Here is a 16695-nt window from a genome sequence, read left to right on the forward strand (position 1 = left end):
ACAGGCGTTCAATAAAAACCGCCATTACTATGCTTGCAGAAAAATTCAATTTAAGAGGAAAAACAGCGCTGATTACAGGATCAAGCCAGGGAATCGGAAAAGGAATTGCAATCGCATTTGCAGAATATGGGGCAGATATTGTTCTGCATTACCGAAGTGATATCGAAGAAGCTGAAGAAGTTGCTGACGAGATACAAAAACTTGGGGTTAACGTGAAGTTGCTAGAAAGTGATTTATCCCTGCCCGGTGCTGTCAGCAATTTTACAGAAAGATTGTTTCAAATTACAAAATGTATTGACATCCTCGTCATTAATGCTTCCGTGCAGATTCCCTGTGAATGGAACCAGGTAAGAGAAAAGGATTTTGATATACAAACCCAGACCAATTTCAAAGCGACATTTCAGCTTATTCAGCAAGTTGCACCGCACATGCTGGACAGTGGATGGGGGCGTATTCTGACGATCGGGAGTGTGCAACAAGTAAAACCACATCCCAACATGATCGTATATGCTGCAACGAAATCTGCGGTACTCAATCTTGTACAAAATTTTGCTATGCACTTTGCCGATAAAGGTATTACGGTCAACAATCTTGCTCCCGGTGTAATAGGCACTCCACGGATTGAACAGGAGGTTCCGGAAAGCGAAGAGCGTATAGAAAAAAGATTAGAAACTCCCTCAGGAAGAATAGGACAACCGGAAGATTGTGCCGCTATGGCTTTGTTGCTATGCTCTGAAGCTGGTAACTTTATAACAGGACAGAATATTTTCGTAGATGGCGGAATGAGTCTGTAAGTTATCCACTCCCTTAAATACAATGAAAAACATTTTACTGACTGCAATTCTTCTTGCAACCTGCTTTACTTCTTTTGCCCAGCGTGGGAACACGTACGATGTAGGACAAATCAAAACGCCTATGGGTGAAATTCTTTTCTGGCTCTATGACGAGACACCCAATCATAAGGCAAGTTTTATCAAGCTCGCTAATGAAAAGTATTGGGATTCCTACACCTTCAATCGTGTGATCAACAATTTCGTAGCGCAGGGAGGCTGTCCTGATACACCAGAAGGATTTTCACAATCGCCCTACCTTCTCAAACCAGAATTCAATAGCAAAGTCAGGCACGTATATGGGGCAGTGGGTGCCGGGCGCGACGACAATCCTGAAATGTTGTCAGCGGGTTGTCAGATCTACATTGTTCAGGATAAAAAAGGCCTGGCAAGATTAGATGATAAATACACGGTTTACGGACAGGTTTTTAAAGGAATGGATGTAGTTGATAAAATCGTAGCCGTAAAAACTGATTCTACCGATACCCCCTTGACGCCCATTCCATTGAAAGTGAATGTTATCAAAATGTCAAAAAAGGAATTAATCAAGAAAGGTTACGCAGGCTTTTCCGATAAGTAAAAGTAAAAATCCCGGCTTATGATAAGGCCGGGATTTTTACTTTTACTTCTTTTTGTAATCAATTCTGAATACCGTGCCGTTCAGATCATCCGTCACATACAGTGCGCCGTCTGGCCCTTGGGCTAATCCACATGGCCGGTGCTGAATCGGGCCGGTGGGTTTTACCAGATCAGTTCCGGCGAAATTGTCTGCAAAGATCTCCCATTTGCCTGCTTTGCCATTCACAAAAGGTACAAATGCTACCAGATAACCTTTTTTGAGCTCAGGCGCCATGTTATGAAATGCGATAAACGCACCATTTTTATACCTGGCAGGAAACATATTTCCTGTATAAAATAGCAGCGCATTAGGCCCGAAATGAGCAGGAAAGGCTGCTACAGGATTTATTGCCTTTTCACCTCCCGTTTTCTTTCCATCTCCTCCATACTCGGGAGCCAGCATCTTTCTGTTCTGAAACTGGTCGTAATAGATGTAAGGCCAACCTGCATCATCTCCTTCTTTAAGTTTATACAACGTTTCCGCCGGCAGTTCAGCACTGTGTTTCGGTGTATAATATTGGGGGTAGAAATCATCAAATTTCCCTCGTCCATGGACGGTCGCATAGAGAGCGTCTGTTTTAGTATCCCAATCAATTCCTACTGCATTTTTCACGCCTGTCGCATACCGGATTCCATCTGAGAACTTTTGACCGGCTTTATTTGCGCTGAATTTCCATATACCTCCTGCAGAATCAAGAATCGCACAAGGTGACATTCCCTTTCCGCTACCTGCTTCACGACAGTTATCATTGTAAGAGCCCACGGTAACATACAGGTTGTTTTGTTTATCCATAGCGAGCGGCTTTGCATTGTCCCTGCCATGGTCCACCAGTCCCTCCACAATTCTCTCAGGTTTTTCGAAATCAATAATTTCTTCCTTTTCGTTGAGTTTATAGCGATATACTGCACTATTTGAAGAGCTATACAGATAGCCATCTCTGATCAGAATGCCTGTTCCGGGGTAGTCAGCAAACAGCTTTGTGTCATCAATCACACCATCCTTATTTGTATCACGGAGCAGATACATGCCCTTGCCTTCTCTCAACTTGGAAAGCTTCACATAAATATCTCCGTTTTTCCCTACTGCAATGTGCCTTGTTGGTCCCAGGTCCGTTCCCAATACGCGGGCAGTAAAGCCAGGAGGCAGTTTTAACTCCTTCGCTTCTATGACTGGCTTAGGGGCAACTCTTGATTGCCCTGTACTGTTATCCCCCATCCAAAAAGCTGAAAGGCCGGTAGAAAACGCCAGCAATACTGAAAAATGTAAAAATATTCTTTGCATATACTTTAAAAATGTAGGTTAAGTTTTCGATTGTACGAATATCCTAAAAAGCTCTGAATGCATGGGTTAATACTCAATTGCCAATCTGGATAATCTGAACTGCGAAAAAACATGCATAGTTTTTTTACCACAGTTCTATACAATTTATAAACCTTGAATTAAATTGCAGCCAAAATCTTCTTTACATTCAATTATTAAAACTAAAATCTGAAACGACATGGGACCATTTGGTGACGATGATGACGATTTTTATGATGACGACCTGTCGGGCGACTTTCCGGCATCGGATGACATTTTCCGTCGTGGCCTGAAAGATGAAGAAATCGACCCTGAATTTTTGGGACGAGAAAAACTGGCTGATGAAGACGTTGACCGCTGGGGAGATAAGGATGAGGATGATAAGGACGACGACGATTCGGAAGACCTCGATTCAGAGCTTGACGACGACGACGATCTTTAATCATATCCGGATCATCTCCGACGAAATGACCCATTCCACCCCGGAAGGGTCATTTTCAAATCTAATTCACAAATATTTCATCAACAAGCAGTAAGGCTCTCTTTCCCTTGTTCCGATGCCAGTCCGGAATGGTATTCAAAGGCCGGGCTACAATTTTCATACATGTAATTTTCTCTGCCTTAAAAGTAGTCTGTACAGTTTTCAGCACAGGCTTATCACCTTTTGCAGGCATGCCAGCTTTGAATTTACTCAGTAGCTTCATGTTGTCGGGGGTAGTTCCGCCCCAAATCTCTATCACTTCCGGTGGGAAGATACCTGTATCTTCTTCAATCATATAGTGTAACCCAACATTCGAAACTGATACGGGAGAGTCAAATTGCGCAAACAGTCCAAGATCATTGTCTCTTACCCCACCCCAGTTATTGGCCCAGGCAGGATTATTCGCACCGATTACGCCGAGTTTATGGTCAAAAAAAGTATTTGCCCCCTCAGCCTGGTGAACACGATTGAGCGGGAAAAGCAAACGGACGCTGTCAGGTTTGTATCTGCTTTTGAAAAAATCAAAGGTGGAAACATCGCTTCCGTGCCAACCTTGTTTAAAAGCCCTGACTTTTACAGGAGCACTTTCAGTAAGGCTGACACCCTCTTTAAAAATTGCTGATTTTACTGAGTCCGGTTCACTGCCATCCAAAGTATAGCGAAGCTCAACCCCCTTGATAGGATGTTTCAATTGTAATGGAAGGACGCCGGCAAAAATGACTGATTCATTTTTGATCTGAGGTGGATTCAGCTTTAACGGATTTTCACCTGTGTCTCTAAAACCATCTTCAAATATAACTCCGGGATATTTTTTCTTTAAAGTACTGATATCCCCTGCGCTGAGAGTAGTATTCCAAACGGTAAGGGACTTTAAGGCTTTTAACCCGGGCAATACAGATTCCAGGTCTTTTGCGCCAACTTTTGTACCGGCAATGGATATATTCCTGAGATGTTGAAGTTGAGCTAGATTTTTAAGTCCACTTGCGGTAATATCTGTAAAATTCAGATCCAGCCTTCTCAGGTTCACAAATTTTCCGATCGTTTTCAGATGCTCATCTTTGACCGGCATTTTGTTCAGATTCAGGGCTACAATCTGCTCCCTGACCTTTTCGAGTTCATCCAACTGCGCGGGACTAAACGCGCTCCGGTTGTATATATTCACCAATAATGCCGGCGAGTTCACCGCCACGGGAGTAATAGTGCGGTAATCGTTATTCAATCCTTTAATAACATCTGCATCAGCGGCTACGAAATTGTACTGATCAGAAGAAGAAGCGGGTTGCAACAACGCGGTAGCAAGCACCCTTAAAGAATCTGTTTCTTTCAACTCCGTCAGTTTCTGATTGAAATCCGGCTGCTGTTTCACCCACAACGACAACAAAACCAGTTCGTCGGCAGTAAGCTGAGACTTCCCTTTCGGTGGCATATGTTTCTTGTCAGTTTCCGGCAGATGTATTCTTTGAAAAAACAGTCCCGTTTGATCAGAAGCAAACAGTTTCCCCGACTTCCCTCCTCGTTTGATAGACTCAGAATCAGACAAAATCAGTTCACCCTTCACCTTTTCAGGATTATGGCAGCTCGTACACTTTTGTTCCAATATAGGTTTGATCACGTCGTTATAAACCAGCGCCTCATCCGGATTAACAGACTGTTTTTTCCGGTTAGCCAAAACTGGTTCAAAAATGAAATTATCTCCATGGGTTAGTTCCGCACCGTAATGCCCGGTCAGAGTTAAGCCTGTTACCACAGCCACTGCACTCATTTTTGCCAATGTCGATTTATACCAGCTCTGATCCCGGATCAGATATATGATGGACGCCAGAAAAAAAATGCCCGCGCCAGTCCACTTATGCCAAAGCAAGGTATCGCCACCATAGCCTTCTTCCTTAGAAAGAAACATACCCATAACCACCGTAGCAGCGGCAAAAAGGCTACCTGCCAGAAGCATGTTTTCCAGAAAACTTTTGTAAAAAGTATTGGATGTGTTCTCTGGTTTAAATCTGAAAAACTCCAGCAGCATCGCAATCAGTAGAATTACAATCGGAAAGTGTAACAGCAAAGGGTGCATTCGCCCGACTGTTTGCAACCACACGGGTACCACCAGAAGATCCTCGAAAAACAAAAGAAAAACTACAAAGACATTAGCAGCAAACAAAAGCTGACCAGCGAACCGTTTTAATTTCAAATACATCGGACGTAACGTTACAATAGCAGAAGGATTAAAAGGACTAGCTGAGAATATCACGCACTACTTTCCCTGATACATCGGTAAGCCTGTATCGCCTGCCGAGATGTTTGAAAGTCAGTTTTTCATGATTTAGTCCCAGCTGGTGAAGCACAGTTGCCTGAAAGTCGTGGACATGTACCGGGTTAGTCGCGATATTATAACCCAGCTCATCTGTTTCGCCATATACCAGGCCAGGTTTTATGCCTCCACCCGCCATCCAGATCGTAAAGCAACGGGGATGGTGATCTCTTCCGTAATTGTCTTCGGTAAGTTTACCCTGCGTGTAGCTGGTTCTTCCAAACTCTCCTCCCCATATCACCAGCGTTTCGTCCAGCAACCCTCGTTGTTTCAAATCAGTGACCAAAGCGGCTGATGCCTGATCTACATCTTTGGCTTGTTGGGTTATTTCATAAGGAAGATTTCCGTGCTGATCCCATCCCTGATGATAAAGCTGTACAAAACGTACGCCATTTTCTGAAAGTTTTCGGGCTAATAAACAATTTGCTGCATACGTCCCGGGCACCAGACAATCTGGCCCGTAGAGTTTAATGATGTCATCTGGTTCCCGCGACAAATCCATGATTTCGGGCACCGCAGTTTGCATCCGGTAAGCCATTTCATATTGTTTTACCTTGGCTACGATTTCAGGATCACCGAATTCCTGATAAGATAAGTCATTGAGTACAGATAAATTATCGAGCATTTCCCTGCGTTCTTTTCGGTCCATTCCATCAGGATCTCTCAGATACAAGACGGGATCTTCGCCCTTACTGAACTGAACCCCCTGATGCACAGAATCCAGAAATCCGTTTGACCATAATTTTGAATATACCCCTTGCCCATTGCCTACACCACGCGACAGCAGCACCGTAAAATTCGGGAGATTCTTATTTTCATTTCCCAAACCATAACTCAACCACGAACCCATGCTTGGCCTGTTACCTTGTTGCGCACCGGTTTGCAAAAAAGTCAATGCCGGATCGTGATTAATCGCTTCGGTATACATCGACTTAACAAAACATAGATCATCGACAATTTTGGCTGTGTAAGGCATCAAGTCGCTCACCCACGCTCTTGATTCCCCGTATTGTTTGAAATTCACAAAAGAACCCACCAAGGGAAACGAAGCCTGATTGGCCGTCATGCCTGTGAGCCGCTGCGTGCCGCGTACCGACGGTGGTATTTCCTGTCCGAACAAATCACGGAGCTTGGGTTTATAATCAAAAAGCTCCTGCTGCGATGGCGCACCGTTCTGGAAAAGATAAATCACCCTTTTTGCTTTGGGAGCAAAATGAGGTATCCCGGCTGCCAAAGACTCTTCGTCCAGACTTCCACCTTTGAACAGATCCGGCATCAGCAAAGAGCCGAGAGCCACCCCGCCTATTCCCAAACTCATCGAAGAAAGGAATCTTCTTCTGTTGAAACTGAAACCATGTTCTATTATTTCCTTTTCCATAACTTTTAGCGGTTAGCTTTCAGCGACTGGCTTTGCTATCTATGATTTCGTAATGGTTTCTTCAAGATTGTAAATCGTTGATACTACGCGCATCAACGCAGCCAGGGCTTTTACATCTATATTTTTTGTAAGCGGATATTCTCCAACCGCGATGACTTTCGAAGCTGTCTGAATATTCAGATGTTTAAGCTGTTTTTCATGATAAGCTGTCAACATCTCTAATTCCTTCGTATTGGGTTTTCTGGATACGATGAGTCTGAATGCCTTCTCAATTTTGTCAGGAACAGCATTTTTTTCCTGTAGCAGATTGGCGGCCAGCACGCGGGATGCTTCCAGTACGGTAGGATCATTCATCATCATCAGCGCCTGCAAGGGAGTATTTGTCTTCGCTCTTTTTACTTCGCATAAATCCCTGTTACTGGCATCAAAAATCCCCATGGTCGGAGGCGGAACTGTCCGTTTGATCAACGTATACATACCTCTTCGGTACAAGCTACTGCCATGATCCTGGTTGTACACTGAAAGCAAACCTCTTCCAGAAGTGGCACCTTCCCAAAGTCCGGGTGGCTGATACGGTTTCACACTTGGCCCTCCTATTGTTTTATTCAGAAGACCACTGCTGGATAAAACCAGATCTTTGATAAACTCAGCATGAATGCGGTATCTGGGGCCCCTGGCCAGTAGTATGTTATCCGGATCAACTGCCATTTTATCCTTGCTAAAAACAGCAGATTGTTTGTAGGTGGATGAAGTAACCATCTGTTTGACAAGCCGTTTAACATCCCAGCCATGTTCCATAAAGTCGACGGCAAGCCAGTCAAGCAATGCAGGATGCGAAGGCAGCTCTCCCTGCATCCCAAAATCTCCTGAAGTTTTTACGATACCCCGACCGAAGAATTCCTGCCAGAGGATATTCACATACACCCTCGATGTAAGCGGATTCTTTTTATCAAAAAGCCACCTGGAGAGCCCCAGTCTGTTTTTTGGATAATTCTTACTAAATGGCAATATGGCAGCAGGTGTACCCGCAGTTACTTCTTCGCCGTGAGCATCGTATTCTCCGCGAGTCAATACATGAGTCTTTCTTGTGGAATCCAGATCTCCCATGACGGAAACGATCAATCGATTGGTGTCTGCTTTGTTCACAAACTTTAAAATTCCCTTCACATCCTCTTCGCTGATCTCCATCAGCGGTTTTTTCGCGTAGGTTTCCGGTCCGCCAATCACAGATTCAATACCCACTTCATTGACGTTATTGAAAAACGCAAACATCTGATAGTATTCCTTTTGCGAGAACGGATCGTATTTATGATCATGGCAATGCGCACATTCCAAAGTCACACCGAGCAATCCCTTTCCGAACAGATCGTTTCTGTCCGTCACATACATCACTCTGTACTCTTCCGGAATAATCCCTCCCTCTTCAGTTATCTTATGATTACGGTTGAAACCAGTGGCTAGGATCTGTTCTTTGGATGCATTGGGAAGCAAGTCACCAGCGAGTTGCCAGGTTACAAAATCGTTGTAGTGCATATTGCGGTTAAATGCATGAATGACCCAGTCGCGCCAGGGCCATTGTGTACGGTAGCCATCATCCTGATAGCCATGCGAATCAGCGTATCTGGCCAGATCAAGCCAATGAATTGCCATTTTCTCACCGTACGTAGGCTGAGCCAAAAGGTAATCCACCATCTTTCCATACGCATTCGTACTGTTATCTGCCAGGAAATCATCCATCATTTTCAGTGTGGGTGGCAGCCCTGTAAGATCCAGACTCAATCTTCTGAGTAACCTTTCCTTATCAGCTTGTTCATTGGGTTTCAACCCATTGTTTTCCTGTTTATTCAGAATGAAATAATCGATTTCATTTGCAGGCCATGATTCATCTTTAACAGCCGGAATGGTTGGTTTACGTGGAGCTACAAATGCCCAATGCTTCTCGTATTTCGCACCCTGCTTTATCCATTTCCCTATCAGATCTATTTCTCTGGTTGTCAATTTCAAATTGGAAGATGGAGGTGGCATGAGCATGCCGGTATCCTGAGTGGTAATACGCAGATAAGCCTGTGACAGATCCGGCTTGCCTGCTACAATTGCATGTGCACCGGGATTTTCCTTCAATGCCTGATAGGCACTTTCTGCGACGTCTAATCGAAGTCCAGCTTCACGTTTATTGGCATCAGGCCCGTGGCAGGCAAAACATTTGTCAGATAGAATAGGTCGTATATCGAAATTGTAGCTGACCTGATCAGGGATGGCAGATTCCCTGGATTCTCCAGAATTTTCACGGGAACAGCTTTGAACAGAAAGCACAAACAATCCGACCGAAACGATCAGTAACGCAACTTTCAGCATGGTGAGGTTCAGGATATAGTTACAATGCGTATTTTATATAAATAATTAATTATAAAAATGCACATTTCATTGAGCAATATACTCAATTCCCTGAATTGTAACTATCCTGTGGTATGCTGGTTGGTAAAAAGAATATGTATGTTGGCTGGAAATCGCCGCGTAGTGTTTTCTTGCCTCGGATGCACGGATTATCACGATTGAGTTTACAGCTAAGCACTTTCCCACGGCCTATGTGCTTACGTGACTTTACTAACTTGGAACAGGTCTGTAAGAACACCGACCACGGATAAAGTGACTTACATATTTATTTTAGTCTTACGTTAATGCAAGGAGTTCAATTTGCATTTAACGGAGAATTTAATAAATAATGGACAAGTTTTTTAATCTTGCGGTCTGGGTTTTGATAGTCAGTCTTTTGAGCGGATGTTTTTTTACTATGCTAGCTCAATCCATACATGCTGGATCAAGCGTTACCTCAGAAGGTCTTAGACAAAGTGGATATGTGATTCTATCCGGACTTCTTTTCTTAATAGCCTTTGTTACATGTTGCTTAATCGTTTTTGCGTACATCATTAACTTCTTCAAAAGGAAAGAGGAGTAGTTTATTCCCGTTTTATTACTCCTCGGTTTTGCCTAGTATTCATCCCGTCGTGCTTAATGTAAACACTGTTCAATAACAATAATTTACCGTCTGCCATGGTAGCCACGGTAAAACTTATCATAATATTCAATGGTAATAAGTTGCAAACTTAAACTCGGAACTACCGTCACAGACGGTCAATTATCTTATCTCCCTGGCCCGTGTCCTCACGGGACTTAATGCCCACCAAGGCTGCAGGTCTGTGGGGACACAGACCTGGGAGATGACCTGGGAGATGAAATCGATGGCAGGTCATTTCATCATAAAAAACCCGGTCATTGCTGACCGGGCTGATAAACTATTTACTTTTTTCAATCCATACGTTGGCTTTATCTTCCAACAACTTCAAAGGCACGCAACCAGACTCCAACACAAGGTTATGGAATGCCTTAATATCAAACTTGCTACCCAAGTCTTTTTCCGCTTTGGAACGCAGCTCCCGGATTTTTAATTGACCAATTTTATACGATAACGCCTGGCCTCCGCCTGCCATATAACGTTCTATTTCAGCAGTGATACTTTCCTCTGACTCTGCCTCATGGTCCAGCGAATATTGAATTGCTTTCTCACGCGTCCATCCTTTGGAATGTAGTCCGGTGTCCACAACCAAGCGGATTGCACGGTGCATTTCAGCACTCAGCATACCAAAATACTGGTAAGGGTCAGTATACAATCCGAGTTCTTTACCTAACGATTCCGAATACAATGCCCAGCCTTCCCCATAAGCACTATACCAAAGATTTTTACGAAAATCAGGAAGATCTTTGTTTTCCTGCTGCAACGAAATCTGATAGTGATGGCCAGGAATAGCTTCATGCAGGAACAGACTTTCGTCCGATACTACATTGTAAGTCTTAGCATCAGGAACAGGAACATAGAATACACCTGGACGAGAACCATCAGCCAAGCCCGGATTATATTCAGCCGAAGCAGATTTCTCTCTGAAAGCTTCTGTTCTTCTCACCTCAAAAGCCGATTTCGGAGTCAGATCAAAAAGCTTTTTTAAATTCGGCTTCATCACCTCATGAATCCGATTGAAGTTCGCAATTACTTCCTCAGGCTTCGTAAAAGGCATCAGCTTTTTGTTATTCCGTACATCATTAAAGAAGGCTTTCAGGTCACCTTTGAAACCCACTTGCTCTTTCACTTTTTCCATCTCTGCTGAAATACGGTCTACCTCACGCAACCCGATCTGATGGATCTCATCAGAAGACATCTCCGTAGTTGTATAATACTTGATGAAATAATCGTAGATCGCTTTACCATTTGGCAAGGCATCAAAACCCGATGTTGATCTTCCAACAGGCAAATATTCATTTTTGACAAAATCATGCAGCTTTTTAAAAGTCGGTATAACTTTGGTTTCCACCATCGTAGTATACTCCTTCTGCAACCTTTCCTTTTCTTCTGAAGAAAAGGATTCCGGGAAGTTTTTCGCCGGAGTAAAGAATAAATGTTCGGTTATAGGTCCATGATCCATCCCTTGCAACTGCGGTATCATCTTTTTAATCAAAGGAGTAGGCAATACATATCCCTCCTTCATCCCTTTTTTCATGTTGACAACGGCCGTATCACACCACACCACGAAACCATCCACACGTTTCAGCCAGTTGTCATAATCCTTTACCGTTTTAAATGGCTGCAAACTGGCACCACCAGCCATTTGTGCGACCATCAGGTGCGTGGAGAAAATCTGGTTCAACGGAAGTAATTCTGTCGGTAAGCTCAGCCCTTCCAGGTTGATATTACATTCCCATTGCAACAAATCCCAGCTCACCTTTTCCTCTGCGGACAGTTTTTCACGGTCATATTTTGCGAGCTCAGTCTGGTATTTTTTGTAAAATGTCACCAGTTTAGCCTTCCCTTCCTGCGTCAGTTCATCCGACATCTTATCATTGAAACGGTTATCCCCATTCATCGTTGCTTCCAAAGGATAAAGCGGAAGGCGTTCTTCATAATAGTCGGCAAATACCTGCTTTATTGGTTTGGCAGCTGTTTCATCAGAAGACGATTGTTTACAGGATTGCAAGGCTACACATAGCATAGCTGCAAAAATCACGGATTTAAGCATGAGTTGTTTCTTATAGTTGGGTGAAAAGGAAGACTAAAAATACAATGCTTTTATTAAAATAAAACGCAATCCAACCTCCGGATGTCATATTAACTCCGGTTTGAAAATTAGTTGTAACTTGGGCAACGGGTATTCGTGCCAGTTGCATATTTCCCTGATACCAGGAGCAGGGAGTGCACAATGATAAATTGCGATACAGCACAATCCACTGACAGTAACTCTCTTTATCCTTCCGGATTATTCGGGAAGAACAAGAGACCTGGTTTAAAACCGCAAATACTATGGGTAAAAAAATATTGATCATAGGCAGTTCCAATACAGATATGGTGGTCAGGACTGCTTTATTTCCCAAGCCGGGAGAAACTATATTGGGCGGTTCATTCCTGATGAATCCTGGTGGAAAGGGTGCCAACCAGGCTGTAGCAGCTGCCAGGCTGGATGGAGACGTTCGTTTTGTTACAAAAACCGGCGATGACATTTTCGGACAACAGGCCATTCAGGGATTTCTAAAAGAAGGACTGGACATTAATTATTCCAAAATTACGCCCGATTTCGCTTCCGGTATCGCACTGATCACAGTTTCCGACTCAGGTGAAAACCAGATTGTTGTAGCTTCCGGCGCCAATATGGATTTGAATCCGGAAGATCTGCCACATGCTGCTTTTACGGACGTTGATTACGCATTACTTCAACTGGAAATCCCTCTGGAAACTGTAGAGTTTGCAGTACAAAAATGCAAAGAGATGAATATCAAAGTCATACTGAATCCGGCACCTGCTGCGAAAATCAATGACGATTTACTAAGCAAAATTTTCCTGATCACACCCAATGAAACAGAAACCGAATTACTGACCGGCATTCTCCCCGATACATTTGAAAAAATGCAACAGGCAGCTGAAATATTACTTCGAAAGGGAGTACAGCACGTAATGATTACCCTTGGGAAGAAAGGTGTATTTCTACACAATGAAAATACACAAGAGACAATTCCTGCATTTGAAGTAGAAGCCAAAGATACCACGGCAGCGGGTGATGTATTCAACGGTGCACTCATTACTGCACTGTCAGAGGGTAAAGATTTAAAGTCGGCAGCGGTCTTTGCCTCGAAAGCTGCAGCTATATCCGTTACACGTTTGGGTGCTCAGAGTTCAGCGCCTTATTTGAATGAATTACAATAAAAAGCCATGACAATGAAAATACCAGTTATTATAGATTGCGATCCCGGCCACGACGATGCATTGATGCTGATGCTCGCTTTTGGCAGCGGTAAATTTGACGTGAAGGCAGTAACTACTTCTGCCGGCAACCAGACTCAGGATAAAACCATGAGTAATGCGCTCAAACTTCTGACGCTCATTGGAGCAAAGAATGTTCCGGTATACAGAGGTGCTGAGAAACCGTTATTCAGAAACCTCATCATCGCCGACTATGTACATGGAGAAACTGGTCTGGATGGGCCTGCATTACCTGCTCCGGCCTTCGAACCTGAAAATAAATCGGCTGTAGAAGGAATTGCTGAAATTCTTTCAGTTTCGACAGAGAAAATCACCATCGTACCAACAGGACCATTAACTAACATTGCTACGTTTTTGCTTGCCTATCCGCATCTGAAAGATCGTATTGAACGCATTTCGCTGATGGGTGGTGGTATCTTCAGAGGCAATATGACGCCACTGGCAGAATTCAATATTTTTGCAGATCCGGAAGCTGCACATATTGTTTTCAAAAGTGGTATACCTATTACCATGTGTGGGCTAGATGTAACGCACAAAGCGCTGGTATTTCAGAAAGACATTGAGTTACTACGGTCTATCGGAAACAATACAGGAAAGGCTGCCGCCGATCTGATGGATTTCTTCTCTATATTTTACAGAGAGAACAGAACAGAACTCGATGGAGGTGCTGCATTGCACGACCCCTGCGCGATTGCATGGCTGATAGAACCTGAAATGTTTAAAAGCAAGCCGTGTTTTGTAGATGTGGAAATCAATGGGATGCTCACGATGGGCACTACCGTTGTCGACTTTTACAACGTCACCGGTAAAGAGCCCAATGCCGAAGTAGTTTATGATATTGATCGCGAGAGGTACATCGAGATGCTGTATGAAGCGATTCGTACCTTACCTTGATTACAACAATACCGACACCTGATCTTCTACCTCACCGCGGGCAGCACGCTGCAAAACGGTGGTATTTCCCAGATACAGGATAATCAACCCACCAATAGAACAGAACGCCATCATGCCTACCATAGGCATGGCGGTGTTGTTGTGAAGGAAACTAACAATAGCCGAAATAATAGCCCCCGCTCCCATTCTCCAGCTTCCCATCAAAGCGGATGCGCTTCCGGTATGTTTTCGAAAGGGCGCCAGCGAAAGTGCTGAAGTATTCGGACCGGTTAATCCTTGTCCTGTCAGGAAAACAAACATCATCCCTATCAGCCCGAGAAGACTGTACCAGTTGTTGTAAACACCAACGATGAGGAGAATACCGACTATGCTTTGATAGATCAGGGTAAATTGAATAATCTGCTGACTCTTGAATTTTTTCAGCAAAAAGTGATTCAACTGAGTAGAACCAATCATCGCAAAGGCAAGCAAACCGAAAATCCATCCATACTGCTGCTCAGTAACTTTATAAAGGTTCATGAAAACATCGGCCGAACCTGATATATAGGCAAACGGCGCCGCAGTGGCCAAACCACCTGCGAGGGTATAAATCAGGAATTGGGGCTGACTGACTACAGTATAATAGCTCCCCAAAACCGATTTTGGTTTAAGCGAAACACTTTCATCAGGCAATTGTCCTGCTGGAAGGAAAAAATAAATACCTGCTATCATCACCGCAACAATACCAGCCAGAATAATAAACAGCCAATGCCAGCTGAAACCTACGGTTACGTATCCACCTACTGTAGGTGCAATCATAGGCGATACCGCGATCACCAGTGTGATCATGGAGAAAACCTCCGCACGTTTGTTAGATGGAAATATATCGCTCACCAAGGCCTGAGACGCCACCAAACCTACACAACCGCCCATGGCCTGAAGGAATCTCATGGTGATCAGAGAATCTACTGAAGAAGTAAGTGCACAACCTATCGAGGCCAGTACATACAGAACGAGTCCTACATACAACGGCTTCTTTCGTCCATAACGATCCAAAAGCGGGCCGTAGATCACCTGCCCCAGACATATCCCGATCAGATAGCTCGTTAGCGAAAGCTGCACTTTATCGATAGTTGTACCCAAATCTTTAGCTATCGTGGGAAAGCCAGGCAGATACATGTCTATGGAAAAAGGGCTGATTGTAGCTAATGAACCCAGTATAAGAATAATGAAAGAATAGCGTTTACGACTCATGGATCAAAATAGAACTTAATGTAGCTTTAACGGTCGAAAATATGTTTTAAGTTCCTGTTTTTTAATAAGTACAAAATTTGTGCAATATAATTATATCGCACAAATTGTCATAACAACAAATTAATTCATTGTTAAAATTTGGCACATTTCAACGCATTCCCGCGTTACCACTTTAAATGTGATTACATTTAAGAATCTTCTTTTGTTAAACTCTAATTATACGGTTGATTATGAAGGTAGTTTTTGTACTATTATCTTTTTTATTGCTGAATATTTACAAACCGGCAGAGCGTCCCAACGCTGATAAAATTCCGGTTTGCCATACACCGACAGACGGTGCTCATGACATGGTAGCACTGGCCGCCGATCCTGCATTTCAGCAACTGCATGAAGTTCCTTTGCCATTTCATTATGCTGGTGAAGGAGAGACCATCACTTTCCCCACTTCCGACGGAAAAGACGCTTCAGGTTTCCTTTTAAAATCCGCCAAAAAGTCGGAAAAATGGCTTTTGGTGTATCAGGAATGGTGGGGACTCAACGACCATATCAAACAGGAAGCAGCCAAGCTTCACAAAGATCTGGGCGATGTAAACGTGCTGGCTGTTGACATGTATGACGGTAAAGTAGGTACAACACGTGAAGAGGCTGGAAAACTGATGCAATCTGCTTCCAAAGAGAGACTTACTGCCATTCAGAAAGGTGCCATTGATTTTGCGGGCAAAAAAGCCAGAATTGCGTCTATCGGTTGGTGCTTCGGTGGTATGTTATCATTACAAAGCGCGATTCTTGAACAGACACAGTCGGTGGGATGTGTGATGTACTACGGAAGCCCGGAGAAAGATGTAGAGCGATTGAAAACTCTGAAAACAGATGTACTTGGAATTTTCGGTAGTCAGGATCAGGGCATTTCACCGGAAGTGGTAGCGCAGTTTGAAAAAGATATGAAAGCGGCTGGCAAATCGGTAACCATTAAAATGTATGACGCCGTACATGGTTTTGCCAATCCAAGTAACCCAAAGCACGATCCTGCTGCAACAGCAGATGCTTATAAACTTTCGCTGGACTACTTGAAAAAGAAGTTTAAGTAAGAACGGAGAGTACTACAGCTTTAATATAAAAGTATTATTATCAACCTGAGCTCTCCGCTAACTATCACCGCGAGCGTCAGGAAAGTGTACCCCTAAGCGCTACGCTGCTGCAATCCTGAGCGTTATGCTACTGTCCCCCTGAGCCTGTCGAAGGGTCGTTGCAGCCCTTCGACAAGCCTTTAGATTAGCTAAAAAAGAGAAAGAGTAATTGGGGTAAATTTTCGTAAGTTAATTTGTCCTAAGTGGGAAACAGGAGCAACCTATTCG

The 16695-nt window shown here is 43.6% G+C and carries 12 protein-coding genes; 6 read left to right on the plus strand and 6 right to left on the minus strand.

Annotated features, from left to right (window positions below):
- The first annotated feature begins 29 nt into the window (after positions 1-29).
- Entirely contained in the window at positions 30-794 is a 765-nt protein-coding gene (locus tag DSL64_RS25045) for an SDR family NAD(P)-dependent oxidoreductase (RefSeq protein WP_115833696.1), read from the plus strand.
- Positions 795-816: 22 nt separating this feature from the next.
- Complete coding sequence (locus tag DSL64_RS25050; RefSeq protein WP_115833697.1) at positions 817-1410, plus strand: peptidylprolyl isomerase; 594 nt, start codon at positions 817-819, stop codon at positions 1408-1410.
- A gap of 42 nt (positions 1411-1452) precedes the next feature.
- Here DSL64_RS25050 and DSL64_RS25055 read toward each other — a convergent pair whose 3' ends face one another.
- A complete protein-coding gene (locus DSL64_RS25055) occupies positions 1453-2664 on the minus strand; it encodes a PQQ-dependent sugar dehydrogenase (RefSeq protein ID WP_229217224.1) in 1212 nt (403 codons plus the stop codon).
- Positions 2665-2947: 283 nt separating this feature from the next.
- Here DSL64_RS25055 and DSL64_RS25060 point away from each other — a divergent pair, with 283 nt between their 5' ends.
- Entirely contained in the window at positions 2948-3190 is a 243-nt protein-coding gene (locus DSL64_RS25060) for a hypothetical protein (RefSeq protein ID WP_115833699.1), read from the plus strand.
- Between the two features lie 61 nt (positions 3191-3251).
- Here DSL64_RS25060 and DSL64_RS25065 read toward each other — a convergent pair whose 3' ends face one another.
- The 4 genes from DSL64_RS25065 to DSL64_RS25085 all read right to left on the minus strand — a co-directional run bounded on the left by DSL64_RS25065 (position 3252) and on the right by DSL64_RS25085 (position 11978).
- Positions 3252-5420, minus strand: coding sequence for an FN3 associated domain-containing protein (locus DSL64_RS25065; RefSeq protein ID WP_115833700.1), 2169 nt, complete (start codon positions 5418-5420; stop codon positions 3252-3254).
- Positions 5421-5457: 37 nt separating this feature from the next.
- On the minus strand, positions 5458-6912 hold the full coding sequence (locus tag DSL64_RS25070) for a DUF1501 domain-containing protein (protein ID WP_115833701.1): 1455 nt from the start codon (positions 6910-6912) through the stop codon (positions 5458-5460).
- A 39-nt stretch (positions 6913-6951) separates the two neighbouring features.
- Positions 6952-9267 carry a PSD1 and planctomycete cytochrome C domain-containing protein gene (locus DSL64_RS25075; RefSeq protein ID WP_115833702.1) on the minus strand — a complete coding sequence of 772 codons (2316 nt, stop codon included), beginning with the start codon at positions 9265-9267 and terminating at the stop codon, positions 6952-6954.
- A 938-nt stretch (positions 9268-10205) separates the two neighbouring features.
- Complete coding sequence (locus DSL64_RS25085; RefSeq protein WP_115833704.1) at positions 10206-11978, minus strand: DUF885 domain-containing protein; 1773 nt, start codon at positions 11976-11978, stop codon at positions 10206-10208.
- A 281-nt stretch (positions 11979-12259) separates the two neighbouring features.
- Between DSL64_RS25085 and rbsK the strand changes: the two genes are divergently transcribed.
- Positions 12260-13156, plus strand: coding sequence for a ribokinase (gene rbsK / locus DSL64_RS25090; protein ID WP_115833705.1), 897 nt, complete (start codon positions 12260-12262; stop codon positions 13154-13156).
- Positions 13157-13168: 12 nt separating this feature from the next.
- The gene (rihA, locus tag DSL64_RS25095; protein ID WP_115833706.1) at positions 13169-14107 is read left to right on the plus strand and encodes a pyrimidine-specific ribonucleoside hydrolase RihA; all 939 of its coding nucleotides are present in this window, start codon (positions 13169-13171) and stop codon (positions 14105-14107) included.
- Here the strand turns inward: rihA and DSL64_RS25100 are convergent, their stop codons facing one another.
- Positions 14108-15340, minus strand: a complete 1233-nt coding sequence (locus DSL64_RS25100) for a multidrug effflux MFS transporter (RefSeq protein ID WP_115833707.1) — start codon at positions 15338-15340, stop codon at positions 14108-14110. It abuts the gene before it with no gap.
- Positions 15341-15570: 230 nt separating this feature from the next.
- Here DSL64_RS25100 and DSL64_RS25105 point away from each other — a divergent pair, with 230 nt between their 5' ends.
- Positions 15571-16428, plus strand: coding sequence for a dienelactone hydrolase family protein (locus DSL64_RS25105; RefSeq protein WP_115833708.1), 858 nt, complete (start codon positions 15571-15573; stop codon positions 16426-16428).
- Positions 16429-16695: the final 267 nt, after the last annotated feature.

Origin of the sequence: Dyadobacter luteus, from assembly GCF_003383615.1 — a bacterium.
Taxonomy (GTDB): Bacteria; Bacteroidota; Bacteroidia; order Cytophagales; family Spirosomataceae; genus Dyadobacter; species Dyadobacter luteus.

What these genes read in the sequence shown, in the direction of transcription:
- rihA (WP_115833706.1), top strand. Translation starts at nt 13,169, where the DNA reads ATGAAAATACCAGTTATTATAGATTGCGATCCCGGCCACGACGATGCA.
- DSL64_RS25065 (WP_115833700.1), bottom strand. Translation starts at nt 5,420, where the DNA reads ATGTATTTGAAATTAAAACGGTTCGCTGGTCAGCTTTTGTTTGCTGCT.
- DSL64_RS25055 (WP_229217224.1), bottom strand. Translation starts at nt 2,664, where the DNA reads ATGGGGGATAACAGTACAGGGCAATCAAGAGTTGCCCCTAAGCCAGTC.
- DSL64_RS25100 (WP_115833707.1), bottom strand. Translation starts at nt 15,340, where the DNA reads ATGAGTCGTAAACGCTATTCTTTCATTATTCTTATACTGGGTTCATTA.
- DSL64_RS25070 (WP_115833701.1), bottom strand. Translation starts at nt 6,912, where the DNA reads ATGGAAAAGGAAATAATAGAACATGGTTTCAGTTTCAACAGAAGAAGA.
- DSL64_RS25105 (WP_115833708.1), top strand. Translation starts at nt 15,571, where the DNA reads ATGAAGGTAGTTTTTGTACTATTATCTTTTTTATTGCTGAATATTTAC.
- DSL64_RS25075 (WP_115833702.1), bottom strand. Translation starts at nt 9,267, where the DNA reads ATGCTGAAAGTTGCGTTACTGATCGTTTCGGTCGGATTGTTTGTGCTT.
- DSL64_RS25050 (WP_115833697.1), top strand. Translation starts at nt 817, where the DNA reads ATGAAAAACATTTTACTGACTGCAATTCTTCTTGCAACCTGCTTTACT.
- DSL64_RS25085 (WP_115833704.1), bottom strand. Translation starts at nt 11,978, where the DNA reads ATGCTTAAATCCGTGATTTTTGCAGCTATGCTATGTGTAGCCTTGCAA.
- rbsK (WP_115833705.1), top strand. Translation starts at nt 12,260, where the DNA reads ATGGGTAAAAAAATATTGATCATAGGCAGTTCCAATACAGATATGGTG.
- DSL64_RS25060 (WP_115833699.1), top strand. Translation starts at nt 2,948, where the DNA reads ATGGGACCATTTGGTGACGATGATGACGATTTTTATGATGACGACCTG.
- DSL64_RS25045 (WP_115833696.1), top strand. Translation starts at nt 30, where the DNA reads ATGCTTGCAGAAAAATTCAATTTAAGAGGAAAAACAGCGCTGATTACA.